Source organism: Pedobacter sp. KBW01, assembly GCF_003852395.1.
Classification (GTDB): domain Bacteria; phylum Bacteroidota; class Bacteroidia; order Sphingobacteriales; family Sphingobacteriaceae; genus Pedobacter.
On record NZ_QAJQ01000001.1, the window covers coordinates 130,475 to 157,025 of the forward strand.

General features: G+C 39.6%; 15 protein-coding genes. 7 read left to right on the top strand and 8 right to left on the bottom strand.

Going from position 1 to position 26,551, the window contains the following annotated elements; translation table 11 throughout:
- Window positions 1–64: 64 nt before the first annotated feature.
- Both DBR40_RS00550 and DBR40_RS00555 read right to left on the bottom strand, forming a co-directional pair.
- Entirely contained in the window at window positions 65–292 is a 228-nt protein-coding gene (locus DBR40_RS00550) for a DUF3098 domain-containing protein (RefSeq protein WP_124557863.1), read from the bottom strand.
- Window positions 292–1,170 carry a cell division protein FtsX gene (locus DBR40_RS00555; protein ID WP_124557864.1) on the bottom strand — a complete coding sequence of 293 codons (879 nt, stop codon included), beginning with the start codon at window positions 1,168–1,170 and terminating at the stop codon, window positions 292–294. The genes DBR40_RS00550 and DBR40_RS00555 overlap by 1 nt, the downstream gene beginning before the upstream one ends.
- A 202-nt stretch (window positions 1,171–1,372) precedes the next feature.
- Here DBR40_RS00555 and DBR40_RS00560 point away from each other — a divergent pair, with 202 nt between their 5' ends.
- Window positions 1,373–1,798: a hypothetical protein gene (locus DBR40_RS00560; protein WP_124557865.1), complete on the top strand. Its 426-nt coding sequence runs from the start codon at window positions 1,373–1,375 to the stop codon at window positions 1,796–1,798.
- A gap of 184 nt (window positions 1,799–1,982) precedes the next feature.
- Window positions 1,983–4,769, top strand: a complete 2,787-nt coding sequence (gene leuS / locus DBR40_RS00565) for a leucine--tRNA ligase (protein WP_124557866.1) — start codon at window positions 1,983–1,985, stop codon at window positions 4,767–4,769.
- Between the two features lie 155 nt (window positions 4,770–4,924).
- Here the strand turns inward: leuS and DBR40_RS00570 are convergent, their stop codons facing one another.
- From DBR40_RS00570 to DBR40_RS00580, 3 genes are all read right to left on the bottom strand, one after another.
- A complete protein-coding gene (locus DBR40_RS00570) occupies window positions 4,925–6,229 on the bottom strand; it encodes a DEAD/DEAH box helicase (RefSeq protein ID WP_124557867.1) in 1,305 nt (434 codons plus the stop codon).
- A gap of 208 nt (window positions 6,230–6,437) precedes the next feature.
- Window positions 6,438–7,772 carry an MFS transporter gene (locus tag DBR40_RS00575; protein WP_124557868.1) on the bottom strand — a complete coding sequence of 445 codons (1,335 nt, stop codon included), beginning with the start codon at window positions 7,770–7,772 and terminating at the stop codon, window positions 6,438–6,440.
- 31 nt (window positions 7,773–7,803) lie between these two features.
- A complete protein-coding gene (locus tag DBR40_RS00580) occupies window positions 7,804–9,141 on the bottom strand; it encodes an APC family permease (RefSeq protein ID WP_124557869.1) in 1,338 nt (445 codons plus the stop codon).
- A gap of 334 nt (window positions 9,142–9,475) precedes the next feature.
- On the opposite strand from DBR40_RS00580, the gene DBR40_RS00585 reads away from it, so the two are divergent.
- On the top strand, window positions 9,476–11,344 hold the full coding sequence (locus DBR40_RS00585; protein WP_124557870.1) for a DNA topoisomerase IV subunit B: 1,869 nt from the start codon (window positions 9,476–9,478) through the stop codon (window positions 11,342–11,344).
- Between the two features lie 200 nt (window positions 11,345–11,544).
- Here the strand turns inward: DBR40_RS00585 and DBR40_RS00590 are convergent, their stop codons facing one another.
- From DBR40_RS00590 to DBR40_RS00600, 3 genes are read right to left on the bottom strand one after another with little or no spacing between them, the layout of a single operon-like run.
- Complete coding sequence (locus DBR40_RS00590; RefSeq protein WP_124557871.1) at window positions 11,545–12,570, bottom strand: YihY/virulence factor BrkB family protein; 1,026 nt, start codon at window positions 12,568–12,570, stop codon at window positions 11,545–11,547.
- 7 nt (window positions 12,571–12,577) lie between these two features.
- Window positions 12,578–14,890: a BamA/TamA family outer membrane protein gene (locus tag DBR40_RS00595; protein WP_124557872.1), complete on the bottom strand. Its 2,313-nt coding sequence runs from the start codon at window positions 14,888–14,890 to the stop codon at window positions 12,578–12,580.
- Entirely contained in the window at window positions 14,874–19,865 is a 4,992-nt protein-coding gene (locus DBR40_RS00600) for a translocation/assembly module TamB (RefSeq protein WP_124557873.1), read from the bottom strand. The genes DBR40_RS00595 and DBR40_RS00600 overlap by 17 nt, the downstream gene beginning before the upstream one ends.
- A 149-nt stretch (window positions 19,866–20,014) precedes the next feature.
- Between DBR40_RS00600 and DBR40_RS00605 the strand changes: the two genes are divergently transcribed.
- The 4 genes from DBR40_RS00605 (at window position 20,015) to pnuC (ending at window position 26,541) form a co-directional block, all read left to right on the top strand.
- The gene (locus DBR40_RS00605) at window positions 20,015–20,503 is read left to right on the top strand and encodes a cytidine deaminase (RefSeq protein ID WP_124557874.1); all 489 of its coding nucleotides are present in this window, start codon (window positions 20,015–20,017) and stop codon (window positions 20,501–20,503) included.
- A 229-nt stretch (window positions 20,504–20,732) separates the two neighbouring features.
- A complete protein-coding gene (locus DBR40_RS00610) occupies window positions 20,733–22,418 on the top strand; it encodes a PNGase F N-terminal domain-containing protein (protein WP_124557875.1) in 1,686 nt (561 codons plus the stop codon).
- A 253-nt stretch (window positions 22,419–22,671) separates the two neighbouring features.
- Window positions 22,672–25,497: a DNA gyrase/topoisomerase IV subunit A gene (locus DBR40_RS00615; protein WP_124557876.1), complete on the top strand. Its 2,826-nt coding sequence runs from the start codon at window positions 22,672–22,674 to the stop codon at window positions 25,495–25,497.
- 417 nt (window positions 25,498–25,914) lie between these two features.
- Window positions 25,915–26,541: a nicotinamide riboside transporter PnuC gene (gene pnuC / locus DBR40_RS00620; protein WP_124557877.1), complete on the top strand. Its 627-nt coding sequence runs from the start codon at window positions 25,915–25,917 to the stop codon at window positions 26,539–26,541.
- The last annotated feature ends 10 nt before the right edge of the window (window positions 26,542–26,551 follow it).

Sequence of the window (26,551 nt, forward strand, 5' to 3'; positions counted from 1 at the left end):
AAAAAATAAAGAAAACGCTCAACTAAAAATTAAGCGTTTTCCAGATATCTTCCTGTAATGGATGTTATTTTTTAAGAATGGCGTAAACCCCGAAAGCGAAGCCGAAAAGCACAACTACAGGTGCCAGTAATGTTCTTCTGAAATCGTAAATATCACCTGTGGTGCCCATCATTAAAATAAAACCAACCACTACAATAGCAATGCTGATTAACAATAACTGATAGTTTTTCTTGGTAAAAACCAATTCGCTTTTAACGTCCTTAACAACCGGACTTGTTTTTTTTTCTGCCATTATCTATAAAGATGATAAGATTTTAAACGTAAATATCTACTTACTGCAAACCAGGTACTAATACCCGTTATAAAAATGCCCACAATTAAAAGGCCTATAAATACGAAACCAAATTCAGTATAATTATTTAAAATTATAATTTCGGGTACTTCTTTACGGGCGTATATCAATGTGGCCAAAAGGATAATAATGGCAATAAAGGCCGCAATTAAACCGTGCAGGGCAGCATACAGTAAGAAAGGACGTCTGATAAAATTTTTCGTTGCACCAACCAGCTGCATACTTTTAATTAAAAAGCGTTGCGAGTAAATGGCTAGTCGTATTGTATTGTTTATCAGTGCTATAGATATGATTAATAGCAAAATAGCAAATGCTAAAATAATTAAACCAATGGTGCTGATATTTTTATTTACCATATCAATTAATGAGCTCTGGTAAACCACTTCTTTAACCACAGGATTTTTAGAAATACTGGCTTTTAAAGCATCGATACTTTTATTGTTGGCATATTCTGCTTTTAAATACACATCGAAAGTAGAAGTCAAGGGGTTGTAACCTAAAAAGTTAACAAAATCTTCGCCTAAATCCTGTGTTAAATTTCTTGCTGCAAGTTCTTTGTTTACGTATTGCGTTTGCTTTACGGCAGGGTTAGCATTTAACTCTTTCTGAAAGGCCAGTACATCGGCTTCTTTTGCGCCTTCATCCACAATAATATTTAAAACGATGTTCTCTTTAACGTAGTTAGACAGGTTTTTGGCATGTACAAGTACCAACCCAAGCAGCCCCAGCATTAACAAAACCAAAGCAATACTAATGATCGTAGAGATGTATACGGTTTTGGTTTTCTTAGATGCGTCACTTACTTCGAATTCTTCCATGTATTTCATTTTTGTTTCTGCGAAAATATAAATTATACCTGATAAACACCAATTTAAAAGGGGCCTAAATGAACATTAACGGATGGGATAAGGTTTTAGTCCAAAGATTGAATTTTTTAATTAATTCATCATTTTGTCAAAATACGGTACGAAATTTGTTGAAACGCCGTTAATCATAAAACTTAAGACTAAAATTTTAACTATGAAAAGGCAAATTACTTTACTAGGGCTATTATTAATTGTTACTAGCACGATTATATCTTGTAAAAAGGACACAACTTCATTAAAAGCGCAGATGTTAGGAAGATGGACATTGGATAAAATTGTTACTACTGGATATACTGCTGAAGAAACCTTAAAAGATCCTACCAAAATTAATGGTGATGTAACTTATGGTAAAACCAGCGATTATGTTGACTATAAAGCAAACAACGATGATCAGGTAGAAGTGAGTTTATCAGGTAACAGAACCATCGGTACCTACATTATCATTTATTCAGATCAGTTTACCATGGATTTGAACGATGGAAGCAATTTTTGTGCGGTAAATAGTATTACCGGAAACAAATTTCAGTTTACGGCAACCATAAACAATAGAATTAAAAAGGTTTATTACCTGTCGAGATAAAACCCGGATCTCCTTATTATTTAAAAGCGCCATTGGTTTTTAACTGATGGCGCTTTTTTTATCTGAAAAACAAACCTCACAGATTTTTAAGGGCTGTGAGGTCTTTGATTTTCATCCAAAATTTATGTTTTACTAAACCCCTTTATTTGCGTAATTTCGCGCATTAAAAATTTTAAAACCTGCAATGGATTACCAATTCAAAGAAATAGAACAAAAGTGGCAGAAATTTTGGGCAGACAATCAAACCTTCAAAGCCGAAAGCAATTCTGAAAAGCCAAAGTATTATGTGTTAGATATGTTCCCGTACCCATCGGGTGCAGGTTTACATGTTGGCCATCCACTGGGTTACATTGCATCTGATATTTTTTCGAGATACAAACGCCTTAAAGGCTTTAATGTATTGCATCCAATGGGTTACGATTCGTTTGGTTTACCTGCAGAGCAATACGCTATACAAACCGGTCAGCACCCGGCCATTACCACAGAAGCCAATATTGCAACCTATCGTCGCCAGCTCGATCAGATCGGTTTCTCTTTCGATTGGAGCAGGGAAGTGCGTACCAGTGAGCCATCTTATTACAAATGGACGCAGTGGATTTTTATGCAACTGTTTAACTCATGGTACAACAACGAAAACGACAGGGCTGAGGATATTACCACTTTGATTGAGAAGTTCAATGCTTCAGGATCGGCTGATGTGAAAGCTGTTTGCGATGATGATGTGAAATCTTTCCTGCCAAGTGATTGGGCAACTTTTACCGAAGAGGAAAAACAAGAGGAATTATTAAAATACCGTTTAACCTATTTAAGGGAAAGTACTGTAAACTGGTGTGCTGCCCTGGGTACCGTTTTAGCAAATGATGAAGTAAAAGACGGTTTTTCTGAGCGTGGCGGTTTTCCGGTTGAACAAAAGAAAATGATGCAATGGAGTATGCGCATTACGGCCTATTCTGATCGTCTTTTGCAAGGTTTGGATACCATCGATTGGCCAGAGCCAATTAAAGAAATGCAACGCAACTGGATTGGCAAGAGTGTAGGGGCATCAGTGAAGTTTCAGGTTGAAGGTAGCGATAAACAGATTGAAGTTTTTACTACCCGTGTAGATACCATTTTTGGGGTTTCTTACCTCGTATTGGCACCAGAGCACGAATGGGTTGCCGAATTAACTACTCCAGCACAAAAACAGGCTATCGAAGATTATATCTCCTTAACCAAAAAGAAATCGGAGTTAGACCGTATGGCCGATACTAAAACCGTTTCGGGTGCTTTTACCGGTACTTATGTAATTAATCCGGTAAATGGCGAGCGTATTCAATTGTGGATTGCAGATTACGTGCTGGCTGGGTATGGAACAGGTGCGGTAATGGGTGTGCCAAGTGGCGATCAGCGCGACTGGTTATTTGCTACGCACTTTAACTTACCTATTGTTCAGATTTTAGATGCGCAAAAAGATATCGACGTTCAGGCAGATCCAACCAAAGAAGGAAAATATATTAATTCGGGTTTTATAAACGGATTAACCTATCAGGAAGCTGTTCCGTTTTTAAATAACTGGTTAGAAGAAAAAGGAGCAGGGAAAGCAAAAGTAAACTTTCGTCAGCGCGATGCGATTTTTGGTCGCCAGCGTTACTGGGGTGAGCCAATTCCGGTGTACTTCAAAGATGGATTGCCTTATCTGGTACAGGAAGAAGAATTGCCTTTATTGCTACCCGAAATTGATAAATATTTACCAACTGAAACAGGAGAGCCACCTTTGGCGAGGGCCGAAGACTGGATGCCTGCCGCAGGTGGACACTATGAAATGAGCACCATGCCAGGTTGGGCAGGTAGTAGCTGGTATTGGTACCGTTATATGGATGCCAATAACGATTCAGAATTTGCTTCGAAAGAGGCTGTTAATTACTGGCAGGCGGTTGATTTATATATCGGAGGTTCTGAGCATGCTACAGGACACTTGTTATACAGCCGTTTCTGGAATAAATTTTTGAAAGATTTGGGTTATACCAAAGAAGAAGAACCTTTCAAAAAACTGATTAACCAGGGCATGATTCAGGGCAGGAGTAACTTTGTTTACCGCATTAACGATGAGAACGGTAAACCAACCAATACCTATGTTTCAGCGGGCTTAAGAAAAGAATATAAAACTTCGGCACTGCATGTTGATGTAAATATTGTTGAGAACGATACACTGGATTTAAATAAATTCAAGGCTTGGAGAGAGGAATATGCCAATGCAGAATTTATTTTGGAAGGTGGGAAATACATTTGCGGTATAGAGGTGGAAAAAATGTCGAAATCGAAGTTCAACGTGGTTAACCCCGATGATTTGATTGAGCGTTACGGTGCCGATACCTTGCGCATGTACGAAATGTTTTTAGGCCCGTTAGAACAAAGCAAGCCATGGAATACCAATGGTATTGAAGGTGTGTTTAAGTTCTTGCGTAAATTCTGGCGTTTGTTCCACAACGAAGAGTGGGTATTTCATGTAAACGATGCCGTACCAACAAAAGCAGAACATAAATCGTTACATAAAATCATTAAAAAAGTTCAGGATGATATCGAGCGTTTCTCATTCAATACTTCTGTATCGAGCTTTATGATTGCTGTAAATGAACTTACCGATCTGAAATGTAAGAACCGTCAGATTCTGGAAGATATGGTAATTATCCTTTCGCCTTATGCGCCGCATATTTGCGAGGAGCTATGGGTATTATTGGGTAACGATGCCGGAACACTTTCTTACACAGCTTTCCCAACGTTTAAGCCAGAATACCTGGTAGAAGATGAATTCGCTTATCCGGTTTCTATTAACGGTAAAATGAAAATGAACCTGAATTTGAGCTTAAACCTTGCTCAACCAGAGGTTGAAAGTATTTTATTGGCAGATGAGCACTTCCAAAAGTTTTTAGATGGAAAAGCACCTAAGAAAATCATTTTCGTAAAGGGAAAGATTATTAATGTAGTAGTTTAAAGGTAGAAGGTTTTCTTTCTCTTGCCTTAGTCTAAACTGAAAATAGAAAACCCAGGTTGCATTTTGCAACCTGGGTTTTTCTTTATAAACTTAATCGTTGTATAGAAGTGTAGATTTTAAGCCTTATGCTTTCTACCTTTCAGCCTTCCGCCTTTCTAGTCTCTCTTCCTCCTGTTGCCGCCAAAACGTCTGTTATTGCTTGCATTACGCGGTTTGCCGCTCATATTACCATCACCACCTTTTCTGGCTCCACCGCCTCCGCCACCTTTCGATTGCGCTTGCGGCTTGCGTTTGATCTGGTTTTTGGCCAGCATGTTTTCCCAGCTTAACGGGTAAGGATGGTCATCAACAATCGGCAGGGTAATTTTAATCAGTTTCTGTATATCCAGTAAGTATTCGTTTTCTTCTGCATCGCAAAATGAAATGGCAATTCCGTTTGCTCCTGCACGACCTGTTCGGCCGATTCTATGCACATAAGATTCAGGAATATTGGGTAATTCGAAATTGAAAACATGTGATAGTTGATCGATGTCTATCCCACGTGCAGCAATATCAGTAGCTACCAAAACACGTATTTTCCGGTCTTTAAAATCGGTTAGGGCTCTTTGTCTGGCATTTTGCGATTTATTACCGTGAATGGCAGCTGCTTTAATACCTGCATGACCTAAATCTTTTACAATTCTGTCTGCACCATGTTTGGTACGGGTAAATACCAGCGCAGTTTGAATATCTTTATCTTCTAAAAGATGAATCAGTAATTTCTTTTTATCAGGCTTGTCTACAAAATAAACCGACTGAACGATGGTTTCTGCCGTAGAAGAGATAGGTGTAACCTCAACTTTGGTAGGGTTCGATAAAATGGTGTTGGCCAATTTCTGTATTTCATCAGGCATTGTAGCCGAGAAAAATAAAGTCTGGCGCATTGCAGGTAATTTAGCCACAACCCTTTTTACATCGTGTATAAAGCCCATATCCAGCATACGATCGGCTTCATCTAAAACAAAAAGCTCGATGGTGTTCAGGCTGATAAAGCCCTGGTTCATTAAATCCAGTAAACGGCCTGGGGTAGCCACTAAAATATCGACACCTTTTTTTAGTGCTTCTACCTGCGAGAACTGGTTTACCCCACCAAAAATTACCAGGTGGCGAAGGTTTAAGTTTTTGCCATAAGCTTTAAAGCTTTCCTCAATCTGGATGGCCAGCTCGCGTGTTGGCGTTAAAACCAAAGCTTTAATGTTTTTTGTGGCTTTAGTATTGATGTGTTTTTCGTGCAATAACTGTAGCATCGGAATAGCAAAAGCTGCAGTTTTTCCGGTACCAGTTTGTGCACAGCCCAATAAATCTTTTCCTTTTAATATAGTAGGGATGGATTGCTCCTGTATAGGCGTAGGTTGCGTGTAACCCTCAGTCTCAAGTGCCTTTAAAATCGGCTCAATGAGGTTTAATTCTTTGAATAACATGTATGTTTTTATGTAATATGTATTGAAGAAGCTAGAACAATCATTTGTTGAAGGACTAACTTGCGGAGAGAATATGCCATTCAGAATGACAAGCCCTTATTCCTGCTTCGCTGCAAAGATAGCTAAATTTATGGAATGATCGAATAATTGAATTTTGAATGATCGGAGCGGCTCAAACTCACATTCAATCCTGCTCTACATTTGACTATTACTTTTCCTCTTTAAACCTGCTGAAAAACAACAATGCGATTAAACAGAGCCCAAAACCTACAATTCCATTCAGGCGTAATCCGAAATCATTACCCGGATCTTTACCGTAAATGGTAAGCATCGCAAAAATAGCAATACCCAGGGTTTGGCCTAGCTTTACAAAAAGATATTTTACCGCAAAGAACATTCCTTCGTGGTTTTCGCCGGTTGCTAAAGTATCTCTTTGGGCAATATCGGCCAGGATAGCCGTAGGTAAAATACCTAGCGCAGCCAATGGAAATGAGGCCGATAAAACCAACATGTAAATTTGGGTATGCGGACCAAACGGTAATTTGCCCAGGAAAAATATGGTGACAAAAATGAGGCACAGTACCCCAAAAGCGAAGAGTACAAAGGGTTTCTTACCTATTTTAGCCGAACCAAAGTTAACCAGTGGGTAAAATAACAACGAAGCCAATACCATCGATGCCATAAATTTCCCTCCCTCTGATTCGTGCAGGCCCAGCAAAACGGTGCAGAAGTATAACAGACCACTCGAAATGATGCTCAAGGCAGTGTAAAAGGCAAAGTCTGAAATCAGGTAATATTTAAAATTACTGTTTTTAAAGGTATTCTTCATCGCCGCCCAAAGAGGAACATGTGAAGGTTTGGCTACCGAAAAATCTTTTTCATTGATGAAAAAAACAGGTAGTAACATCACAAGTCCGGATAGCGCGCATAAGCCCCAAATGGCCATTTGAACGGCTTCGCTACGGTTGGTTACCTGAAAATTATCTTGTACCAGATCGGCAAAATTATTGGTGCAGGCCGATAAAATAATGCCAATTACAAAACCCACCTGTTGGTAACTGGAAAGTTTTACTTTTTGCCTTGGCGTGTTGGTCACTTCGGCAAGTAAAGCGTTGTAAGGGATGATATAGGTGGTAACCGATACAAAGAATAAACAAAGTGTAATGGTTAACCACCAAGCATTGTGCAGGCTTTCGGTTTTTTGAAGCGGGTAAAAAACCAGGCCGCAAAAAAGCATGGCCGGAATTATAGCCCATTTCATAAAAGGCATGCGTCGGCCTTTCTTATTGTTACTGGCATCACTTTTGGCTGCAATAAACGGATCGTAAAGAGCATCGACCAAACGGCCTGAGGCAGCAATAATAGATAGGATATTAAAGGCTCCGAATAAAACAAGTTGCGGTACAAGTGGGGGGAGGCCGGCGTTGCTGGGCGGCAGGTAGAAAAAGGGCAGCATTACGATGATAATGTTCGTCATCGTGCTCCAGCCAATCATACCGGCAGCGTAAGCAATTTCTTGTTTTAGCGAGAGTGTTTTGTTCATTAATTTCCTTTAATTTCTATTCGTAGTTTACTTATTTCTTATTAAACCATCTGCTCACAAAATAAATTGCCAGAAAGCCAATAAAGATATATAAACCATTCAGTGCAGCATTGGGATCGTCGGCGTAAATGCTTAGGGCCACAAAGGTATATGCTGCTATAAATATAATAGGCAATATAGGATATAAAGGAACAGTATAGATGGTTTTTTTATCAAGATGTGCAGTTCTTTTGCGCAGAATGAAAATAGTTGCTGCCGAACTGGCCATACTAATGCTTTCTAAAAAAATGGTGTAGTTTAAAATCTTATCAAAAGTTTTGGCATAGAAAATAATTACCACTGCAACCACTGTAAAAACGGTTAAGCTCAAGGTAATTACCTCCGTTTTTTTATTCATACGACTAAAAACTTTGGGTAAAGCACCTTCTTCGCCCATGGCAAACATAGCCCTGGGGTTACTCAATAAATTTACATTTACATAGCCCATTACCGAAAAAAAGATAATAACCGAAAGCGCGTTGAAGCCAGCAGGGCCGAATATTTTAGCAGCCAGGATTGCAGCAATGCTTTCTGCAGATTTCAGTTCTTCGAAGCCGATAACCCGAACATATACATAGTTAATGGCCAGATACAGGATGACGATAATGGTTAAGCCAATAATAATTGCGCGTGGGATTACCTTTTTTGCTTCTTTAACCTCACCGCCAAAATTAATAGTTTGTGCATAACCTGCATAAGAGAACGAAACTGCAATTAAACAAAGGCCAAGGGCTTTGCCGTAATCGGCCCAGTTGGGTAATGCTCCACTGGTGGTTTTAAAAACGGGCGCTGCAGTTTGTGTACCTCCTCCAAAAAACACGGCGCAGATGAGTGTTAAAATCATACCGATCTTAATTACCGTTAATACATTCTGCGTTTTCGAACTGGCTTTTAAACCAAGCAGATTGATGAAATAAAACACCAGTATGGTAGTAATGGCAATGGCAACCCGGTAGGTTTCGTTTTGCATGGCTGGAGGCAAAATAATCTTACTCAGATACTCTGCACCGATAATAGATATGGCCGCTACCGAAGCTGCACTCGAAATGATCACAATACAATTAATGGCAAAGGCAATGGACGGATGATAAGCCGCCGAAAATATTTTATAATAGCCACCAGTTACTGGGAAACGCGATCCGATTTCTGCATAAGTTAATGCACCACAAAAAGCTACAAAACCGCCAATAAACCAGGCAAGGTAAAACAGTTCGGGGATTTGCGCTTTAGCTGCAACATTTACTGGTGTGCGGAAAACCCCCATGCCAATAACCAAACTTACCACAATCATGGATAAATCGAATAACGAAAGCTGCTTTTTCTGTTGCATGAATAATTTGTTAATGTGGGATGAAGATAGGGAAATTATGTAAATAGGGGAGAGGGAAGATGGAGGAGGTAAAATGGAGGAGGGAAGATGGAAGAGGTGATTTAGTTAATTCTTAAAGCCATGAACGGTATGCTTTTCATCATCCATTTTCCATCATTGTGTTGAAACTTTATTTTGCTAGCCTCACATAATAAATTTATTATTGTAAGATAATTCTGAAGAGGTGATCTGAAAATGTTTTTATTTCAATCATCAGGGTTATTTCTACAAACTCTTCATCGCTCGGCAAATCAAAAATGCAGGGTTTTTCATTGAGGAACAGAATAAACACATTATGGCAGAAGTAATTTATAACGACGACAGTATCCGCTCATTAGATTGGAAAGAACACATCAGGTTGCGTCCCGGTATGTATATCGGAAAACTTGGTGATGGCTCTGCACAGGACGATGGTATTTATGTTTTGTTAAAGGAAATTGTAGATAACTCTATCGATGAGTTTGTGATGGGAACAGGAAAAACCATCGAAATTACTCTTTCAGAGCAAAAAGTAAACGTGCGCGATTATGGCCGTGGTATTCCCTTGGGTAAAGTAATCGATTGTGTAAGCAAAATCAATACCGGCGGTAAATACGATAGCAATGCCTTCCAAAAATCGGTGGGTTTAAATGGTGTTGGTACCAAAGCGGTAAATGCTTTGTCGACCAGTTTTACCGTGCAATCGTACCGCGATGGAAAAACGAAGAAAGTTGAGTTTTCTAAAGGTGAAATTGTAACCGAAAACCCGGTTATTGATACTACCCAGCGTAACGGCACTGCCATTACTTTTTACCCTGACGAAACTATTTTTAGAAACTACCATTACATTCCTGATTTTGTAGAGAGCATGGTTTGGAACTACGTTTTCTTAAATACAGGATTAACGGTAAATTTCAATAACCAGAAATATTTTTCAGAAAGAGGTCTTTACGATTTGCTTTCTAAATTTAATAAGCCAGAAGAAATCAGATACCCAATTATCCACATGGTTGGGCCCGATATCGAAATTGCGATGACCCACGGTCAGCAATATGGCGAAGATTACCATTCTTTTGTTAACGGACAGCACACCACACAGGGTGGAACCCACCAGGCTGCTTTCAGAGCCGCGGTAGTGAAAACCGTTCGTGAGTTTTTTAAGAAAGAGTTTGACGCTGCTGATGTACGCTCATCCATTATCGCGGCCATTTCTATCCGTGTGCAGGAGCCGGTTTTCGAATCGCAAACCAAAACAAAACTGGGTTCGCAGAATATGGGCCCCGAAGGACCATCAGTGCCTACTTTTATTAACGACTTTGTTAAAAAAGAACTTGACGATTATCTACACAAAAACCCTGATGTTGCCGATGCTTTGCTGAAAAGGATTATGCAATCGGAGCGTGAGCGTAAGGATATTGCAGGGATTAAAAAACTGGCTAACGACAGGGCTAAAAAGGCTTCGTTGCACAACAAAAAACTGCGCGATTGTAAAGTGCATTTCAACAGCACGCACGAAAAACGTTACGAAACTACTTTATTTATTACCGAGGGAGATTCGGCCTCCGGTTCTATCACAAAATCACGTGATGTAGATTGTCAGGCAGTTTTCAGCTTAAAAGGTAAACCCCTTAATTGCTACGAACTGACCAAAAAAGTGGTGTACGAAAATGAAGAATTTAACCTGTTGCAGCACGCTTTAAATATCGAAGACGGATTAGAGGGCTTACACTACAATAATATCGTTATCGCTACTGATGCCGATGTGGATGGTATGCACATCCGTTTGTTAATGATGACTTTCTTCCTCCAGTTTTTTCCCGATCTGGTAAAGGCTGGGCACGTGTATATTTTGCAAACGCCACTTTTTAGGGTACGTAATAAAAAGGAAACGATTTATTGCTATAGCGATGAGGAGCGTAGAAATGCGATAGAAAAATTAGGTAACAAGCCTGAAATTACCCGATTTAAAGGTTTAGGTGAGATTTCTCCTGATGAGTTTGGACTGTTTATCGGAAAAGATATCAGATTGGACCCTGTGATTTTAAAAGATCAGACAATTAAGAGCCTGTTAGAATATTATATGGGTAAGAATACTCCAGACAGGCAGCAGCACATTATCCGGAACCTACGTATAGAGAAGGATGAGGTTGCAGAAGAGCCTAAAGTAATTACGGAAGTAGCATAAAAAGAGAGTCAGGTTTTAAAAGGCCTGACTTTTTTGTTTATCTACTGGTCGGTGTCTCACCAACCAGCTTAGGTACTCTTTTTTCAGCCGCTGGGATACCAACCAATAAGTTAAGAGATGCTGAAATACCCGTCCGCCCGGACGGGTATTTCAGTAAGAAGATTTGGGAATGAGATGATCTGAATGAGAAACTAAGTTCGCTATTCTTTCGGCAGGTTAACCGTATCTTCAGGGTGTTGTGGTGGCAATACATCAACCTTTTTCTCTACAATCGTAATTTTAGTAAATACGGCATATTTACTGGGTGAAATACCGCCATCGAACTTTTCGGCATAAGCTTGTGTAAATTCTGCACCAAAATAAAGGATAATGGAAGTGTAGTAAATCCACAGGAGGATAATGATAATAGAACCTGCTGCACCAAATGCCGAAACCGTACTTCCTTTTTCGATGTAGATACCGATTAAATATTTGCCGAGGCTAAACAGCAGGGCAGTGAATAATGCACCAATTATAGCCGATTTCCATTTAATGTTAACATCGGGCAGTACCTTAAAAATAATGGTAAATACGGCCGTAACAGCGGTAAGCGTAAGTGCATTATTTAAGATGTAGATAATTAAGGCCATGGTATCGTTTGCCACAGGTATCACATCATCAACCTTACTTTCCGAAATTAGGGAAACCAGTTTATCGCCCAAACCAACAACAACACTGTTAATTACTAAAGATACCAGGAGCAAGAAGCCCATCGACACAATGAGTGAGAAAGAAAGCAATCGGTTGGTGAGCATTTTTATCCAGCCTTTTTTAGGCATAGCCTTTACTTTCCAGATCAGATTGATGCTGTCTTGTATTTCGATAAAAATGGCCGTTGCACCAACAATTAATGTACCGATACCAATAATTAAACCCAAGGTAGACTGGCCCGTTTTGTTTGCATGCTCAACAAAACCCTGTATCTGGGTAGCTGCTGGTTTTCCAACCAGCTCAGTAACCTCGATAAAAAACTTATCGCGGGTTTTCATTTTATCGCCAAAAAACAGCGTGGCTGCCGAGAGTACAATAATAATGAGTGGTGTAAGCGAAAAGATAGTATAGTAAGCCAGGGAGGCACTTAATTTCATTACCCTATCTTCCATAAAGCCTTTTCCGGCGGCTATAAAAAGGTGATAAATGGCAACAAAAAAATATTTGATTTTATGTATTACTCTTACTCTTTTCATCAAAAAACTAAAATGGATATCCTATCCCAATATTAAAAATTAAATTTTGCCTGCGCCAGTCTTTACTTCCAAAATTGATATCGTTGAATACCCAACGTTGTCCCTCAGGCAAATATGGTTTACGCACAGGGAAAGCTACATCCAGGCGCACTACAAAAATACTAACATCTACCCTTAAGCCGGCACCTGTGCCTACAGCAAGTTCATTAAATGTATTCTTTAGCCTGAAGCCAGAGCCAAGCCTGGCAGTTTCTGGTTTGCCAGGTTCTCCGAGATCTTCTTTCCTGAGCCAGATATTACCAGCATCAACAAATAACGCGCCATAGAATATACTCACAATTTTAAAACGCAGTTCTGAATTCAGCATTAATTTAATATCACCACCCTGATCAGCGAAAATGGCATCATCGCGAACTTTATAGGTGCCTGGGCCCAATGTACGGGCAGGGAAGGCCCTTACATCATTACTGCCGCCTGCAAAAAACTGTTTAACAAAGGGTAATGAGCTACTGTTGCCATAAGCATAACCATAGCCTAAGTTTAACCGATTAGCCCAGATCAGGTTTTTGGTAATTTTATAATAATCTCTTAAATCGGCTTCTACGCGCATAAACTGGGTTAAGGGAACATTAAAAATGGTTCGCTTGCCTTCATTATTTTTAGAAGTAAATAAACCCCAAACGTTTCCTCCGGTTTCTAAAGCGCCGTAGAAGTATACATTATTCCGACGGCTATCTTCCATCTGGTTGGTATAGGTAAAATTGTAATTGCTACCGACGATGAATTGGTTTTCAAGTGTAGATCTTAAAAGCGGATTATTTTTAAAAAGGCTATCTCTGGTATTGGTATCAGGGAAACTTGTAGCTACATAACTAATCGATATCGGATTAAAATTATGCTCTTTGTACTGATTTTCCTTAAAATTATACCCGTATTCGCCTTTTATAGCATGTAAAGTATATTCCGAACCCCTATTTAGCATCTGGTAAGACAGCGAGGTGATGGTTTTAGGAATAAAGGCATTGGTGCTGTTCGGTTTATAGAATGGAACAATTAACCTGGGGAAAGTTAGTTTTCCTTCGGCCGTAAACGACAACGAATTTTTGCTCAGTGAGGTTCCTTTAGTTTGAGTTTCAAAGCCGCCACTAACGCTTAAATCAAGCTGTTCTGCATTTCTGAACAGGTTCCGTGTGGTTTGGGTAACCTTAACTTCAGAACCAACAAAATTATTTGATTTACTGGTTCCGGTAACCGAGAAAGTAAGCGAATTTTTCTTTAAAGGGGTTAAATAGATATTCAGGTCAAGTTGATTGTTCCTAAAACTATCTACAGGCAAAAACTCCACCCTAACATCTTGAAATGCACCTACATTTACCATCCTGTTTAACGATTGGTTATGATCTTTACGGTTATAGGCTTCTCCTTTTTGAAAAAATACCAGACGGTCGAAAAGTTTAGGTTTAAACGTATTGCGGTTATCGTAAATGTTAAAATCGTTATATACCAACGGATTTAGCTTCCTTAAAGCACTATCTCTCCGCAACGAATAGTTAGGGTAAATATTGATGTTTTTAACGGTGTAAGGCTTTATCGCCGCATCAGGCGCAATATCTTTAACTTTTACCTTAATGTTAACCAGGTTTTTGCCGATGGTACTATCAACCTGTATAATCAGGTAATCGGGACTGAAATAGAAATAACCAATTTCTTTCAGGTCATTATCAATCCTGATCCGTTCGTTTTTATAGGTGTCAATATCATAAAAATCACCCACTTTTAACAAGGTTTTATCCTTGTTAACATTGATGTTTTTGGTTAAAATACCTGTATCGGGCGGGAAAGTTACTTTATTGATTTTATAGCGCTGGCCAGTAACTGCGGTATAAATGGCTTTACCTTTTTTTTCTTTCACTATGGTATCGCCGGTAACATTGGCCTGCAGGTAGCCTTCACTAATGAGATAACTGGTAAGTACATCGTTATTGTATTTCAGTTTTACATCGTTCAACAGCACCGGAGCTTCTCCTTTTTTGCGTAGCCAGTTCCTGAAACCCTTTGGCTTTTTAGGTTCGCCGGCAAGGTTGTAAAGGCCAAGTTTGAATTTGATCCCCAGGATTGAACTGTTAGGACGAGGCCTTGTTTTAGCCTCGAGATCGTTTTTAATCTGCTTTTCGTTATCAATCTTCCCAGAAGAATCCGGATTGATTTTCACTTCAGCACCGGTGTACAAAATCTGTCCTGGTTTTAAAGATTTGGTACTGCTGCAAGCCCAAACTAAACAGGCCAGTAAAAATAAAAGCGGTCTAGTTAGTTTTTTCATCTTGTGCTTTCTGTTCAATGTTTCTTATTCTTCTAATGCGTTTCTTCTGAAATATCTCTCTAAATTTATTGTAGTCTACCACCAAAGTAAACCCTAAGCCGGTTTCGATAATCTGACCTTGCACAATCACATCGTTCTGGTTGCGGCGGTAAGCCCTTAACCGGTAGCGGCCATCCGCCGAAAGTGCATATTCTACATTTACGTTTCCGGCAATATTGGTCGATTTTTCTCCTGGTGCCTGCGGACCTTCCAGCGCAAACGAACTACCTACAGTAACCGTTAAGCGATCATTCAGTAGTTTTTTAGATAAACCAACTTCTAAATCGGTTTTTTGCTGCATTGAACCTGTAGAGTAATCTTCTGATGAATTTACCCCGAAGTTGAGGTCTACACCTTGTATCAAATCTGAAGTTAAATTGTTTAGCTGCTCAGTTAGCAATTTACTTACACTCGAGCGGGCAAGGGTAGAAACCCCACCGCCACCACCAGCCAAACTCTGGAACGGATTATTAGCAATAAACCGGTTTAAAGCCAGCAAGGCAAAAACCTGCTTGTTCAGTTCGCTTTCATCGCGGTTTACGTTAATCAGCTTGGTATACACCTGGCCGCTCAGTGCGCCACGCTCATTTTCGGGTAAATCGAGTTTAAATGAAATGGTTGGCTTTAATAATTCGCCTTTCATCATTAAATAAACCTGAAAAGGTAATTTGGTTCTGGCTTCGTAAAGGTCTGGCTGATTGAGCAAATCGATAGGAGCTGCATTCACCTCATACAAAGCTGTTATATTGGCATTAGCCGATGTTGGTTCGCCAGTCCAGATAATGGTACTACCTTTTACGAGTTTAAATTCTTTCTTAACCACGGCAAGGGTAAGGTTGTACGAACCATCTACAATTTCGTAACGGCCTGTCATGCTGATTTTACCGCTGGGATCCATCGTTACATTTAAATCGGCATCGCCTTTTACATTCAGGTTATCGCCACTGGCCGGATCTACTACCACATTGAGTTCAGCCTCAGGGTCGATATTTACTGCGGCAACTAAGTTTAAGCCTTTAATAGGCGCTTTGCTGATGCTATCTACATTCAGTGCCTTTTTGCCATTAAATGGCGGGGCGTCTTCATCAATAAACTGAACAATACCTTCCTGGTCGATAATGGATGGATCGTTGGCAGGCAAGGCAAAGAAAAACTTGGTGCCCTTGTTTACCTTAATGTTCATGTTTACATCGGGCTGGTTCAAATCGCCACGCACTTTGATATCGCTGGTTAAGAAAACCGTTCCGTAAATCATGTCGTTATCGGCTGCGGTCGAATTCAGTGCCCTGAAATTATTGGTTTTAATATCCAAACCGAAGCGGTAATTCTTAAAATCGCTGGTGTAAACTTTTCCGTTAATGGTGGCTTTCTGGTTTAAAGAATCGATCAATGTAAAGTTGTTAAAGCTGATCCCTTCTTCGGTAAACGAAATCTTTTCGTTTGGCATCCGGAAATAAGAGTTTACATAGGCCACGTTAAATCCGGCATTATTGAAGGTTAAATCGCCCAGTATTTTTGGTTCCGTTAATGCCCCTTTAACGGTTAGTGCTCCTGTTAAGGTGCCTGTGCCACGTTTAAGCTGTCCGGCCGATAAGCTCTCAATGTTTTTCATTTCAATCTTATCGATATTTACGGTCAAATCTAATGCACTTTGTGGTGCAGTATAATAAAAACCGTTTGCCCTTAATTCGTGCACGCCGGTTAATGCGAGGTTTACCTCAAAAGCATTTTCGGTATTGTTGTTTACGGCTAAGCGCAAGGTACCCAACTGGTCTTTCTGGTAACGCAACTGATCGATGGTGAGATTGGCCTCAAATTTCGGGGTAGTAGCCAGGTCTTTCACATTGGCTGTTCCATTTAAACGACCGCCTACCAAAGTGGTGTCGGTTTCGGCAAATTTGGTAAGGGTTTCCAATTGAAAATCTTTAAACTCAACTGCTAAAGGTGCATTGGGCTCGGTTGGGTTGCTGTTTATGGCCAGCGATTGGCCGCTATTACTGATCTGAAACTGGTTGACCAAAATACCCGAAGCCCCGAACTGGATGTAATTATCTTGCGAAACCACCCATTTCTGGTAATCGAGCAACAGTTTTTGCGGATCGAGGGTAAATTTAAAATCTTTGTTAATGGATTGGAAATTACCACCGATTACATATTTGTTTTTACGTTGCCTGTCGCGTAAGAAAACGTTTATGCCTAAATTATTGTTGGCTGCATCGCCGGTAACCTCCGTATTAAAAAGGGCAATGGATGGACTTTGTAAACTTTTAACAGTTAAACTGTAATCGAGTTTATTGTTGTCGTTGTTGATGTTTAAAACCGTGGTGTCTACTTTGAAATCGCCATAAACAACCTGTGGGAAATTTCCTTTAATCTGAAGACTGTCTTTTTGGGTATCAATTAAGCCGTAAAACTGAGATTGTTTAAACACCGTTAATTCGGGTACAAAACTCTTTAACAGTTTTGAATCGTACACACGCACAAAGAACCTTAAACGCTGATCGGGAACTTTGGTAACGGTACCGAAAGCATAATATTTATTGATTTCGTTTATAATGGCACTACTGATATTGGTTAGTTGATATTTACCATCAATTTTGGCCGATAGAATTTCCGAATTCAGCGTAAGTTCATTTTCAGTAGCCGTTGTTTTGGCGCGTACCGAAATGGTATCTACATTAATCCGCTGTTTATCTTTTACCACCTGCAGGCCTGTAACATCAACCGACCCGTTTAAATAATCGGCATCGGCGGTAGCCAGGTCTACTTTAACTACACCTGCTGCACTTAATACGGTTGGACTAAAATTTAAAGCCTGTAGATTAACCTGTTTTAAATTCAAATCAGCTTTTATGCTTGGGTATTTTCCGGCCAGGTTCACTTTAGCATCGAGGGCAAAGTTGGCATTGCTATCGGGCATACTGCTTTTTACCACAACGTTTTGGTTGGCATACGTACCGACTACATTTAAATTGCGGTAAGTATATTTATTGTAGTAAGCGCTTAACACCTTTGCATTAAATTTAGCATTGATTTTTTTGGGATCTAAACCGGTACCTGCCACCCTGGCTTTTGCTGAAACGCGACCCAATTTGGGCTGCATTTTTAACAAACGGCCAACATTAAAATTGTTCAGGCTAATATCGGCCTGGTAACTTTCCCTACCTTTTGGCCCCTTCATTCCTGCTATTACATTGGCACCACCCATATCGGTTAGGATGTTTAGGTTGGTGTTAAAATCAGTCATCGATCCTTTAAAATTACCCTTTGCATCAATTACATTGGGCAGTTCGATGGTAGGCGGGAGCGATTTTTTAGTTACGGCAACCAAAATATCGCTTTTGGTAACATGGAGCTTTTTGATGTTTAAATCCAGAAAGGTTTTTTTGATATCGGGCAGGCCTTTTGCTTTTCCACTGATATCGATCTGGGTATTTTTTAATCCGCTAACCTGTAAGCGTGGAATATTCAGGTTATTTAAGTAACCGTTAACATCGGCATTGAGCTTTATTTTTTCGTTACGGTAATTCGCCGGAATGGCATCGCTAAAATAGCCCGCATCCTTTAAACCAATCGTGGTGTTTTTAAAGGCCAGGTTAAGTTTTACACGTTCGGGGTGTTTGGTTAAATCCTCCATCGAAGTAAAATTAAGCTCAGTGGCATTTTCGATAGTGGTATTTGGGGTTTTGAGTACAAAATTGCTCAGCTTAATCTGCTTGTCATTGTACACGGCATCGCCTTTCAACTCATTTAATACAAAACCGCTTTTTTCTTTTAACGAGCCATTTTTAACATTGGCTTTTATCCCTGCTGCACTGTAAGATACGTCGCTCGCACCTAAATTTAATCCGGCAATTTTGAGGTGATTAAAATCCATTCCTTTTGCAGCAGGTTTGGCGCCGAGGTTATCGAACTGCACCTGATTATCGGCCAGGCTAATATTTTTGATCAGCAGCCCCAAGGTCGATTTTTCGGGTAATACAGTATCTTTTACTTTTTTTAAATCGTTACTGGGCGCAGGTTTAAAGGCAAACAGGATGTTCGATTTGTTTAAATGTGCATCATCAACTGCGTATTTGCTATTGGTTAAATCTACTTTTAAGTTAACCAAACCAAGGTCGTTTACATCGGCAACAGCTTTGGTAGTCGAAATCTGATCGTCGTAATGTACTTTTACCTTGCTGAAAACAAAATTCTGCACTTCTATTAAAGGCAGTTTTCCCTGCTCCTTCTCACTGCTATCCATACTGTTGGTGATGTGCTGCACCAGTTTAACTAAAGGTTTTTGCTGCAGGTACCGTAAAGACGTATTATTTAAGCTCAGCTCCTTAATCACATAGTGCTGGTTGGCCAGATCGAAATTTTTGATTTTGGTTTTAAAGGCACCCAGGTAAAGCTTTACATCGTTGCCTGCCACATCATCGCGGTAGCTAAGGCCTATATCTTCAAACGAAACTTTATCGACCGAAAATTTTAGGGTAGAGGTGGTATCTTTTTTAACTTTCTCTTCGGGTTTTTTCTGATCACTTGCAAAAGCATCAACCAGAAAAGAAAAATTGAATGTAGTATCAGGGCTAATGCGCTTCACATTTGCGCGTACATTTTTTAACTCAATATTGTTTACCTCAACAGTGTTTTTTAACAACTTAAATAAGCTGATATCTACAGCCAGTTTTTCTGCATAAAGCAGGGTATCACCTTTACGGTCTTCGATATAGAATTTGTTGAGTACAACATCTTTGGGCAGGGCTATTTTAATGCTTTCAAGGCTAACTTCGGTTTTGGTTTTGGTTTTCAGGTAATTGATGGCCTTATCTTTAACAAAATTTTGAACGGCCGGAATATTTAGCGACAGCGCTAAACCAATCACCAATATAATAATGGAGGCAATTAACCACAGTAAAATTTTAAGACTTTTGCGTACGTATTTATTCAAAACAGAGTGTGTTTGGTGTTTGTTAAAAGCCAAAAAGCATGCCGTTTAAATTAATTTTAGCTGGCATTTTACTAATTAATACAAAAAATAACCTAAATTGTTCGCCCGCTATAAAAATTTAACATAGGCGGTGCAATAAACAGTTTAAAATGAATTCAATAAATCTAAATATATCTTTTGAACAATACGCGGGTATTGATGAATTAATAGAAAAAGACCGCACATTATGTCAAAACGCCGAACAGGCTTTGGCAACCTCATATTCACCTTATTCGAAATTTAGGGTGGGTACGGCTATTCGTTTGGCTTCGGGCGAAATAGTTTTAGGCAGCAACCAGGAAAACCTGGCTTATCCATCAGGACTATGCGCCGAACGTGTAGCACTTTTTGCAATTGGTGCCAAATACCCTGATGCGGTTATCGAAAGCATGGCCATTACCGCACAAACCGATCATTTCGAAATTTTAAAGCCGGTTACCTCTTGCGGAGGCTGCTTACAGGTAATGATCGAATTTGAACGCAAACAGCAAAGCCCGATTGATGTGATTTTTTATTGCTTAAACGGCGAGATACTAAAAGTGCCCAGCGTAAAGAGTTTATTGCCTTTTGCTTTTGCGGAAGATAGGTTGGAGCGGTAAGAGAAAGTTTAGATGCACATTTTTTAGAAATTCGGTTTCTAATTGTCAGGCGGTAAACTCAGTCCCCCTTTTGAAGGGGTAGGGGGATGATAATAGAATAGAAATTTTAGATTTTCTAATTTGATTGTTTACAGCTTCATTCCCCTGCCCCCGTCGATGGGGGGAAATAGGATTTCGTTAAAATCAAACGTTTATCGTACAAACTATTATATTTGGTTTTTTAACCACAATGAAACATTTATACATTCTCGTTTTTTCGGCCTTTATATCTTTTAACCTGCAGGCCCAGGGCGTTCTAAAAAGTAACGCAACTTATAAAATTACTTACTTCCGATCAGGCGATGGCAAACCAAAGGAAGACCGTAACGCTACGGTGGTAATTGCAGATGCCAAACAGAATTTAATCAGCAATGCCAATATTCTAGATAATAAGGCGAAGTATCCTTACGAGCAAAGTCTGGTAACCAAACCCGCGCAAATTTTGTTTCAGATAGCCGATTTAAGCACCGCCAGCCAAATTGTAACTGTTGATAGTGCAACAATTGGTAAACAGGTTTTTGAATACAGTAACGATACCAAAGTGATACTGGGGTATACCTGTAAAAAAGCCACCACAGTGGTAAACTCTAACCGCATCGATTTATGGTACACAACCGATGCCAGCATTAAAGCCGCACCTACCGTTTTAGGCCAAAACCTGGGTTTGGTGTTAGAGCAGGTACGCAATGGCAGCAGTTATGTTACCGCAACTAAAATCGAAACTGTTAAAAATGTAAAACAGATTGATTTAGCCAAAATAAGTACCAATCTAAGTGATGGTTTAACTTATAAAGACCTTTTGTGGAAAAGCAGGTTTACCACTTTAAATGTGTTTAACAACGAAACCATCAACTTTATCGATAAGCCTCTATCAACCGATTCGGTTTTCCGTTTTGCCGGTGGAACCGTTATTGCACGAAAGGTTAAATTTCCGGCTTATACTGGTAGCCCAAATGTTTTTGTTGATTTAACAGAACAATCAAATGGCGATGCCTACGACAGAACGGGTTCAGTGTTTGTAATTCCAACCGATAAAACAATTAGTTTGATGGATGCCCTGAAAAATTCGGTAAAAGAACTGCCGGTTTATGATAACGGAAACGGGAAAAAATACCAGGGCGTAGTGGCTACGGCCAATTATAATCCGGTAATTGAATTGATGCGCTTTTTTACGCCTTTTGGTGTGGGCAAGTACAATACTTTAAAACTAAAAGATAAAAACTGGGCCGAAAAGGTGTATTACAGACAGGATATTTCAGAGCTATTTCCTTTGGTAAATGGAAAAGAAGCCTGGGTTGCTGTTTTTATCGGCAATTACGATAAAGGCGGACACAAAGTTTCGATGAACATTACGCTGCATAATGGCGGTCGTGGAGAAGGCAAAAAAGAAGTAATTATGCCACTATTCAATTCTACCAATGTAATGGAAATGGCCGGACAAGAATACGCCACCATGTTTAGCAGCGAAAAAGGGCTTGAAGTTTCTTTCACGCTTGATAAAGATGTAAAAGATGCCAAATTGCGTTACATTACCACAGGCCATGGTGGCTGGGGAAATGGCGATGAGTTTGTGCCCCGCAAAAACACAATATGGTTGGATAATAAAGAAACATTTGCTTTTACCCCATGGCGACAGGATTGTGGTTCTTACCGCTTATCTAACCCCGCTTCAGGTAATTTCGAAACAGGGCTTTCATCATCAGATTTAAGCCGGTCTAACTGGTGCCCGGGTACAGTTACCAATCCCAACTGGATTAGCCTTGGCGATTTAAAAGCCGGTCAGCACACCATTAAAATTACTATCCCTATGGGTAAGCCTGAGGGATCGAGCTCAAGCGCCTGGAATGTTTCAGGGGTATTGCTGGGTACGGAATAACCGACTACGCTGTCATCCTGAACGCAGTGAAGGATCTTTTTATGTGGTTCATATTGTTAACCATATAAGGCATTTTAGGAAATGTAAGTGCAAATGGCCTTATAAATTTTATATGGCTAATAGGACCGATAAGTATAAATTCGACGGGTGTGACGCCAGCTGACGGAATAGCCATAGCCCTAAATGTGAATAACCAATATTTAACCGTATTATCCTTTTTATTATATTTACAGCTGCCAATTTTTGTATATAAATGAGTGAAGAACTAGACCCAAACATCAACGAAGAACACAAACATACCATAACGCCAATTAACGGTTTATACGAAAATTGGTTTCTAGATTATGCGTCTTATGTAATTCTCGACAGGGCGGTTCCACACATTAACGATGGATTAAAACCCGTTCAACGTCGCATCATGCACTCCTTAAAGGAGATGGATGATGGCCGCTTTAACAAGGCTGCCAACGTAATTGGTAACACCATGAAATACCACCCGCATGGCGATGCCTCTATCGGCGATGCTATGGTGCAAATTGGGCAAAAAGATTTGTTGATTGATATGCAGGGTAACTGGGGAGATCCGGTTACAGGTGATAGTGCTGCGGCACCACGTTATATTGAGGCACGTTTATCTAAATTTGCCAACGATGTGGTGTTCAATCCCGATACTACCGAATGGCAGTTAAGTTATGATGGCCGTAACAACGAGCCCATTACCTTGCCGGTTAAATTTCCTTTATTACTTGCTCAAGGTGCCGAAGGTATTGCCGTAGGTTTAGCTACCAAAGTAATGCCGCACAATTTTATTGAGCTGTTAGATGCATCAATAGAAGCATTGAAAGGTGTTCGCCCCAATATCATGCCCGATTTTTTTACGGGCGGTATGGCCGATTTTTCGAACTATAACGAAGGTCAGCGGGGTGGTAAAATACGCGTAAGAGCAAAAATTACCGAAAAGGATAAAAAGACCTTAGTGATTAGTGAGGTGCCTTTCAGTACTACCACAGGTTCAGTTATTGATAGTATTTTATCGGCCAACGATAAGGGTAAGATCAAAATCAAAAAAATTGAAGACAATACTGCGGCCAATGTAGAAATTGTGGTGCATCTGGCACCTGGTATTTCTCCGGATGTAACGATTGATGCCTTGTACGCTTTTACAGCCTGCGAGGTTTCTATTTCGCCCAATACCTGTATTATTCAGGGAGATAAGCCACACTTTTTAAGTGTGAACGATATCCTGATCGAAAATACAAAACATACAAAAAGCCTGCTTAAAAAGGAGCTTGAAATACGTTTACACGAGCTGCAGGAGAAAATTTTCTTCAGTTCCCTGTTAAAAATATTTATTCAGGAAGGGATGTATAAAAATCCTGAATACGAAAATTCAACTAATTTTGAAAAGGTAGTAGAGGTTTTACATATTTTATTCGATCCTTTTAAACCTTCGCTTTACCGCGAAATCCTGCCCGAAGATTTTAAGAAACTAATCGATAAGCCGATGAGTAGCATCACCCGTTTTGATGTGAAAAAGGCTGATGAGCAAATGAAAAATCTGGAAGATGAGATTAAAGTGGTTAAAAACCATTTAAAACACCTTACCGATTATGCCATTGCCTGGTATCAAAAATTAAAAGACAAGTACGGAAAAGGAAGAGAACGCAAAACTGAAATCCGTTTGTTCGATCGGGTTGAGGCTTCGAAAGTTGCATTAGCCAATGTAAAATTATATGTAAACCGTGTTGATGGCTTTGTTGGCTCTGGTTTACGTAAAGATGAGTTCGTAGCAGACTGCTCAGATATTGATGAAATTATCGTTTTCCGCGAGGATGGTAAATGCACCATTACTAAAGTGGCCGATAAAACCTTTGTAGGTAAGGGGATTATACACGTACAGGTATTCAAGAAAAACGATGAACGTACCGTTTATAACATGGTTTATAAAGACGGTGCCAGTGGAACATCGTACATTAAGCGTTTTTCGGTTGTGGGGGTAACCCGCGATAAAGAATACGATTTAACCAAAGGATCAAAAGGTTCGAAGGTGTTGTACTTTACCGCTAACCCTAACGGTGAAGCCGAAATTATAAATGTTGCCTTAAAGCCACATTCAAAATTACGTAAACTACAGTTCGATCTGGATTTTGCTGAAGTAGCCATTAAAGGCCGTGGTTCGCAAGGTAATATTGTATCGAAATATCCGGTTAAAAAGATCATTTTAAAAAGTAAAGGTGTTTCTACCTTATCCGGACTTAAAATTTGGTACGATGATTTGTTAAAACGCCTGAATGTTGATGGACGTGGTAAATATCTGGGCGAGTTTGATGGTGACGACCGTATTTTACAGGTGCACAAAGATGGTTACTACGAGTTGAGTTCGTTCGATTTAACGAACCACTTTGACGATAATCTGTTGTTGATTCAGAAGTTTGATGCCGAAAGAGTTTTTGCTGCAGTTCACTTTGAAGGTAAAGCACAGAATTATTTCATCAAGCGTTTTGCATTCGAGTTACAGGCCAATGGTAAGAAAACGATTTTTATCAGCGAAGAGCAGAAATCGAGATTATTACACCTAACTGCCAATCCTGTCGCCAAAATTATAGTCGATGTATTGAAAGGTAAAACGCAGGTTCCGGAAACCCTGGATCTTGTATTGGCCGAACTGATTGACGTTAAAGGATTAAAGGCAAACGGTAATCGTTTATCGCCACATGATGTACAAAAAGTTGTTTTAGAAGAACCTGAGATTGAAGAAGAGGAAGTAGCAGAAATACCTGCCGAAGAGGATAATAACAATGAGGAAGGTGAGGAAGAAGCTGCTGAAGAAACGAACGAAATTGCAGAAGCAGCAGAAAAAACTGCCGATGAGCCTGTTATAGAAAAGGTAAAACCAAAGTTCGAACGCACAGAAGCTCCTGCACCTAAAACAGAAAAACCTGCGCCGGCTCCACCCCAAAAGGAAAGCGCTAAAGCAGAAGAGAAAACTGAAGATAAACCTGTTAAAAAGGTAGACTTCGAAATTACCAACCCTGATGACATCGATATTGATGACAAAGGGCAAATTGGTTTGTTTTAACCACATTTAAACTTTAATTACCGGAGGCATACACTCCAGTAGATCGTTATTCCCAATCAAGTTGGGAATGATGATCTACTTATCGTTAACCAAAACAAATAGCCTCAACGTCACAAAATCGAATAAAAAACAAAACCTTCTGTTTTTAAACCTATATTTGTCCTGCTCAAAGGGGTGCTTATTGGTTCAGAAATTCTTTTCAACCAGTTTGCTGAGATTACACCCGTTGGTTTAGAAATTCCAAACATCAATATCAAAATGTACAGACGTTTGATTATTGTTAAAATATTTATTGGAATTTTAAAACCATGTACCTGATGCGGATAATACCGACGTAGGAAGGAGGTTAACTTTTACCATACTGTTTCGCCCCGAAAACAGTTTTCAATTATTTTTAGCATTAGCAAAATATTGTAAATGAATTTTCAGGATTGGTTTAAGCTTTTTCAGGAGCAGATTGCACATACTTCCTTTATCGAGTGGCTGGCTGTAGGTTTTGGTGTGACCGAAGTTTTACTGGCCAAAAAGAACAGCATTTGGCTTTATCCTACGGGTATTATTTCCATTCTTTTGTCTATGTTTCTGCTCTTAAATGTAAAACTATATGCAGAAACCCTGCTTAGCATCTATTATCTGGTAATGAGTGTATATGGTTGGATCATCTGGAAGAAAAGGAAACAAGATGCCGAAAATCAGGTGTCGTGGTCAAACAACAATGAATTAAGCATTGCGGTATCGATCTCGGTAATTGGTTTTGTAGTATTGTATCTGGTATTGCGGCATTTTACCGATTCGGATGTGCCTCTTTTCGATGCCTTTGTTTCGGCTACGGCCTGGGCGGGCATGTGGTTGCTGGCTAAACGTAAAATAGAAAACTGGATTTTTCTAAATATTTCAAACATTGTAGCTATTCCCTTATTATTCCATAAAAAGCTGCCTTTAATGGCTTGTTTAACTACGTTTTTATTTACTGTGGCTATTTTCGGCTTTTTAGACTGGAAGAAGATCATTAATAAAAGCAGACTTAAATTGGCGCAATCTTAAGCTGTCAGCA

Coding starts and splice junctions, on each gene's coding strand:
- DBR40_RS00560 (WP_124557865.1), top strand. CDS start 1,373: ATGAAAAGGCAAATTACTTTACTAGGGCTATTATTAATTGTTACTAGC.
- DBR40_RS00550 (WP_124557863.1), bottom strand. CDS start 292: ATGGCAGAAAAAAAAACAAGTCCGGTTGTTAAGGACGTTAAAAGCGAA.
- DBR40_RS00595 (WP_124557872.1), bottom strand. CDS start 14,890: ATGAAAAAACTAACTAGACCGCTTTTATTTTTACTGGCCTGTTTAGTT.
- DBR40_RS00615 (WP_124557876.1), top strand. CDS start 22,672: ATGAGTGAAGAACTAGACCCAAACATCAACGAAGAACACAAACATACC.
- DBR40_RS00570 (WP_124557867.1), bottom strand. CDS start 6,229: ATGTTATTCAAAGAATTAAACCTCATTGAGCCGATTTTAAAGGCACTT.
- DBR40_RS00580 (WP_124557869.1), bottom strand. CDS start 9,141: ATGCAACAGAAAAAGCAGCTTTCGTTATTCGATTTATCCATGATTGTG.
- DBR40_RS00605 (WP_124557874.1), top strand. CDS start 20,015: ATGAATTCAATAAATCTAAATATATCTTTTGAACAATACGCGGGTATT.
- DBR40_RS00575 (WP_124557868.1), bottom strand. CDS start 7,772: ATGAACAAAACACTCTCGCTAAAACAAGAAATTGCTTACGCTGCCGGT.
- DBR40_RS00610 (WP_124557875.1), top strand. CDS start 20,733: ATGAAACATTTATACATTCTCGTTTTTTCGGCCTTTATATCTTTTAAC.
- DBR40_RS00555 (WP_124557864.1), bottom strand. CDS start 1,170: ATGGAAGAATTCGAAGTAAGTGACGCATCTAAGAAAACCAAAACCGTA.
- leuS (WP_124557866.1), top strand. CDS start 1,983: ATGGATTACCAATTCAAAGAAATAGAACAAAAGTGGCAGAAATTTTGG.
- pnuC (WP_124557877.1), top strand. CDS start 25,915: ATGAATTTTCAGGATTGGTTTAAGCTTTTTCAGGAGCAGATTGCACAT.
- DBR40_RS00590 (WP_124557871.1), bottom strand. CDS start 12,570: ATGAAAAGAGTAAGAGTAATACATAAAATCAAATATTTTTTTGTTGCC.
- DBR40_RS00585 (WP_124557870.1), top strand. CDS start 9,476: ATGGCAGAAGTAATTTATAACGACGACAGTATCCGCTCATTAGATTGG.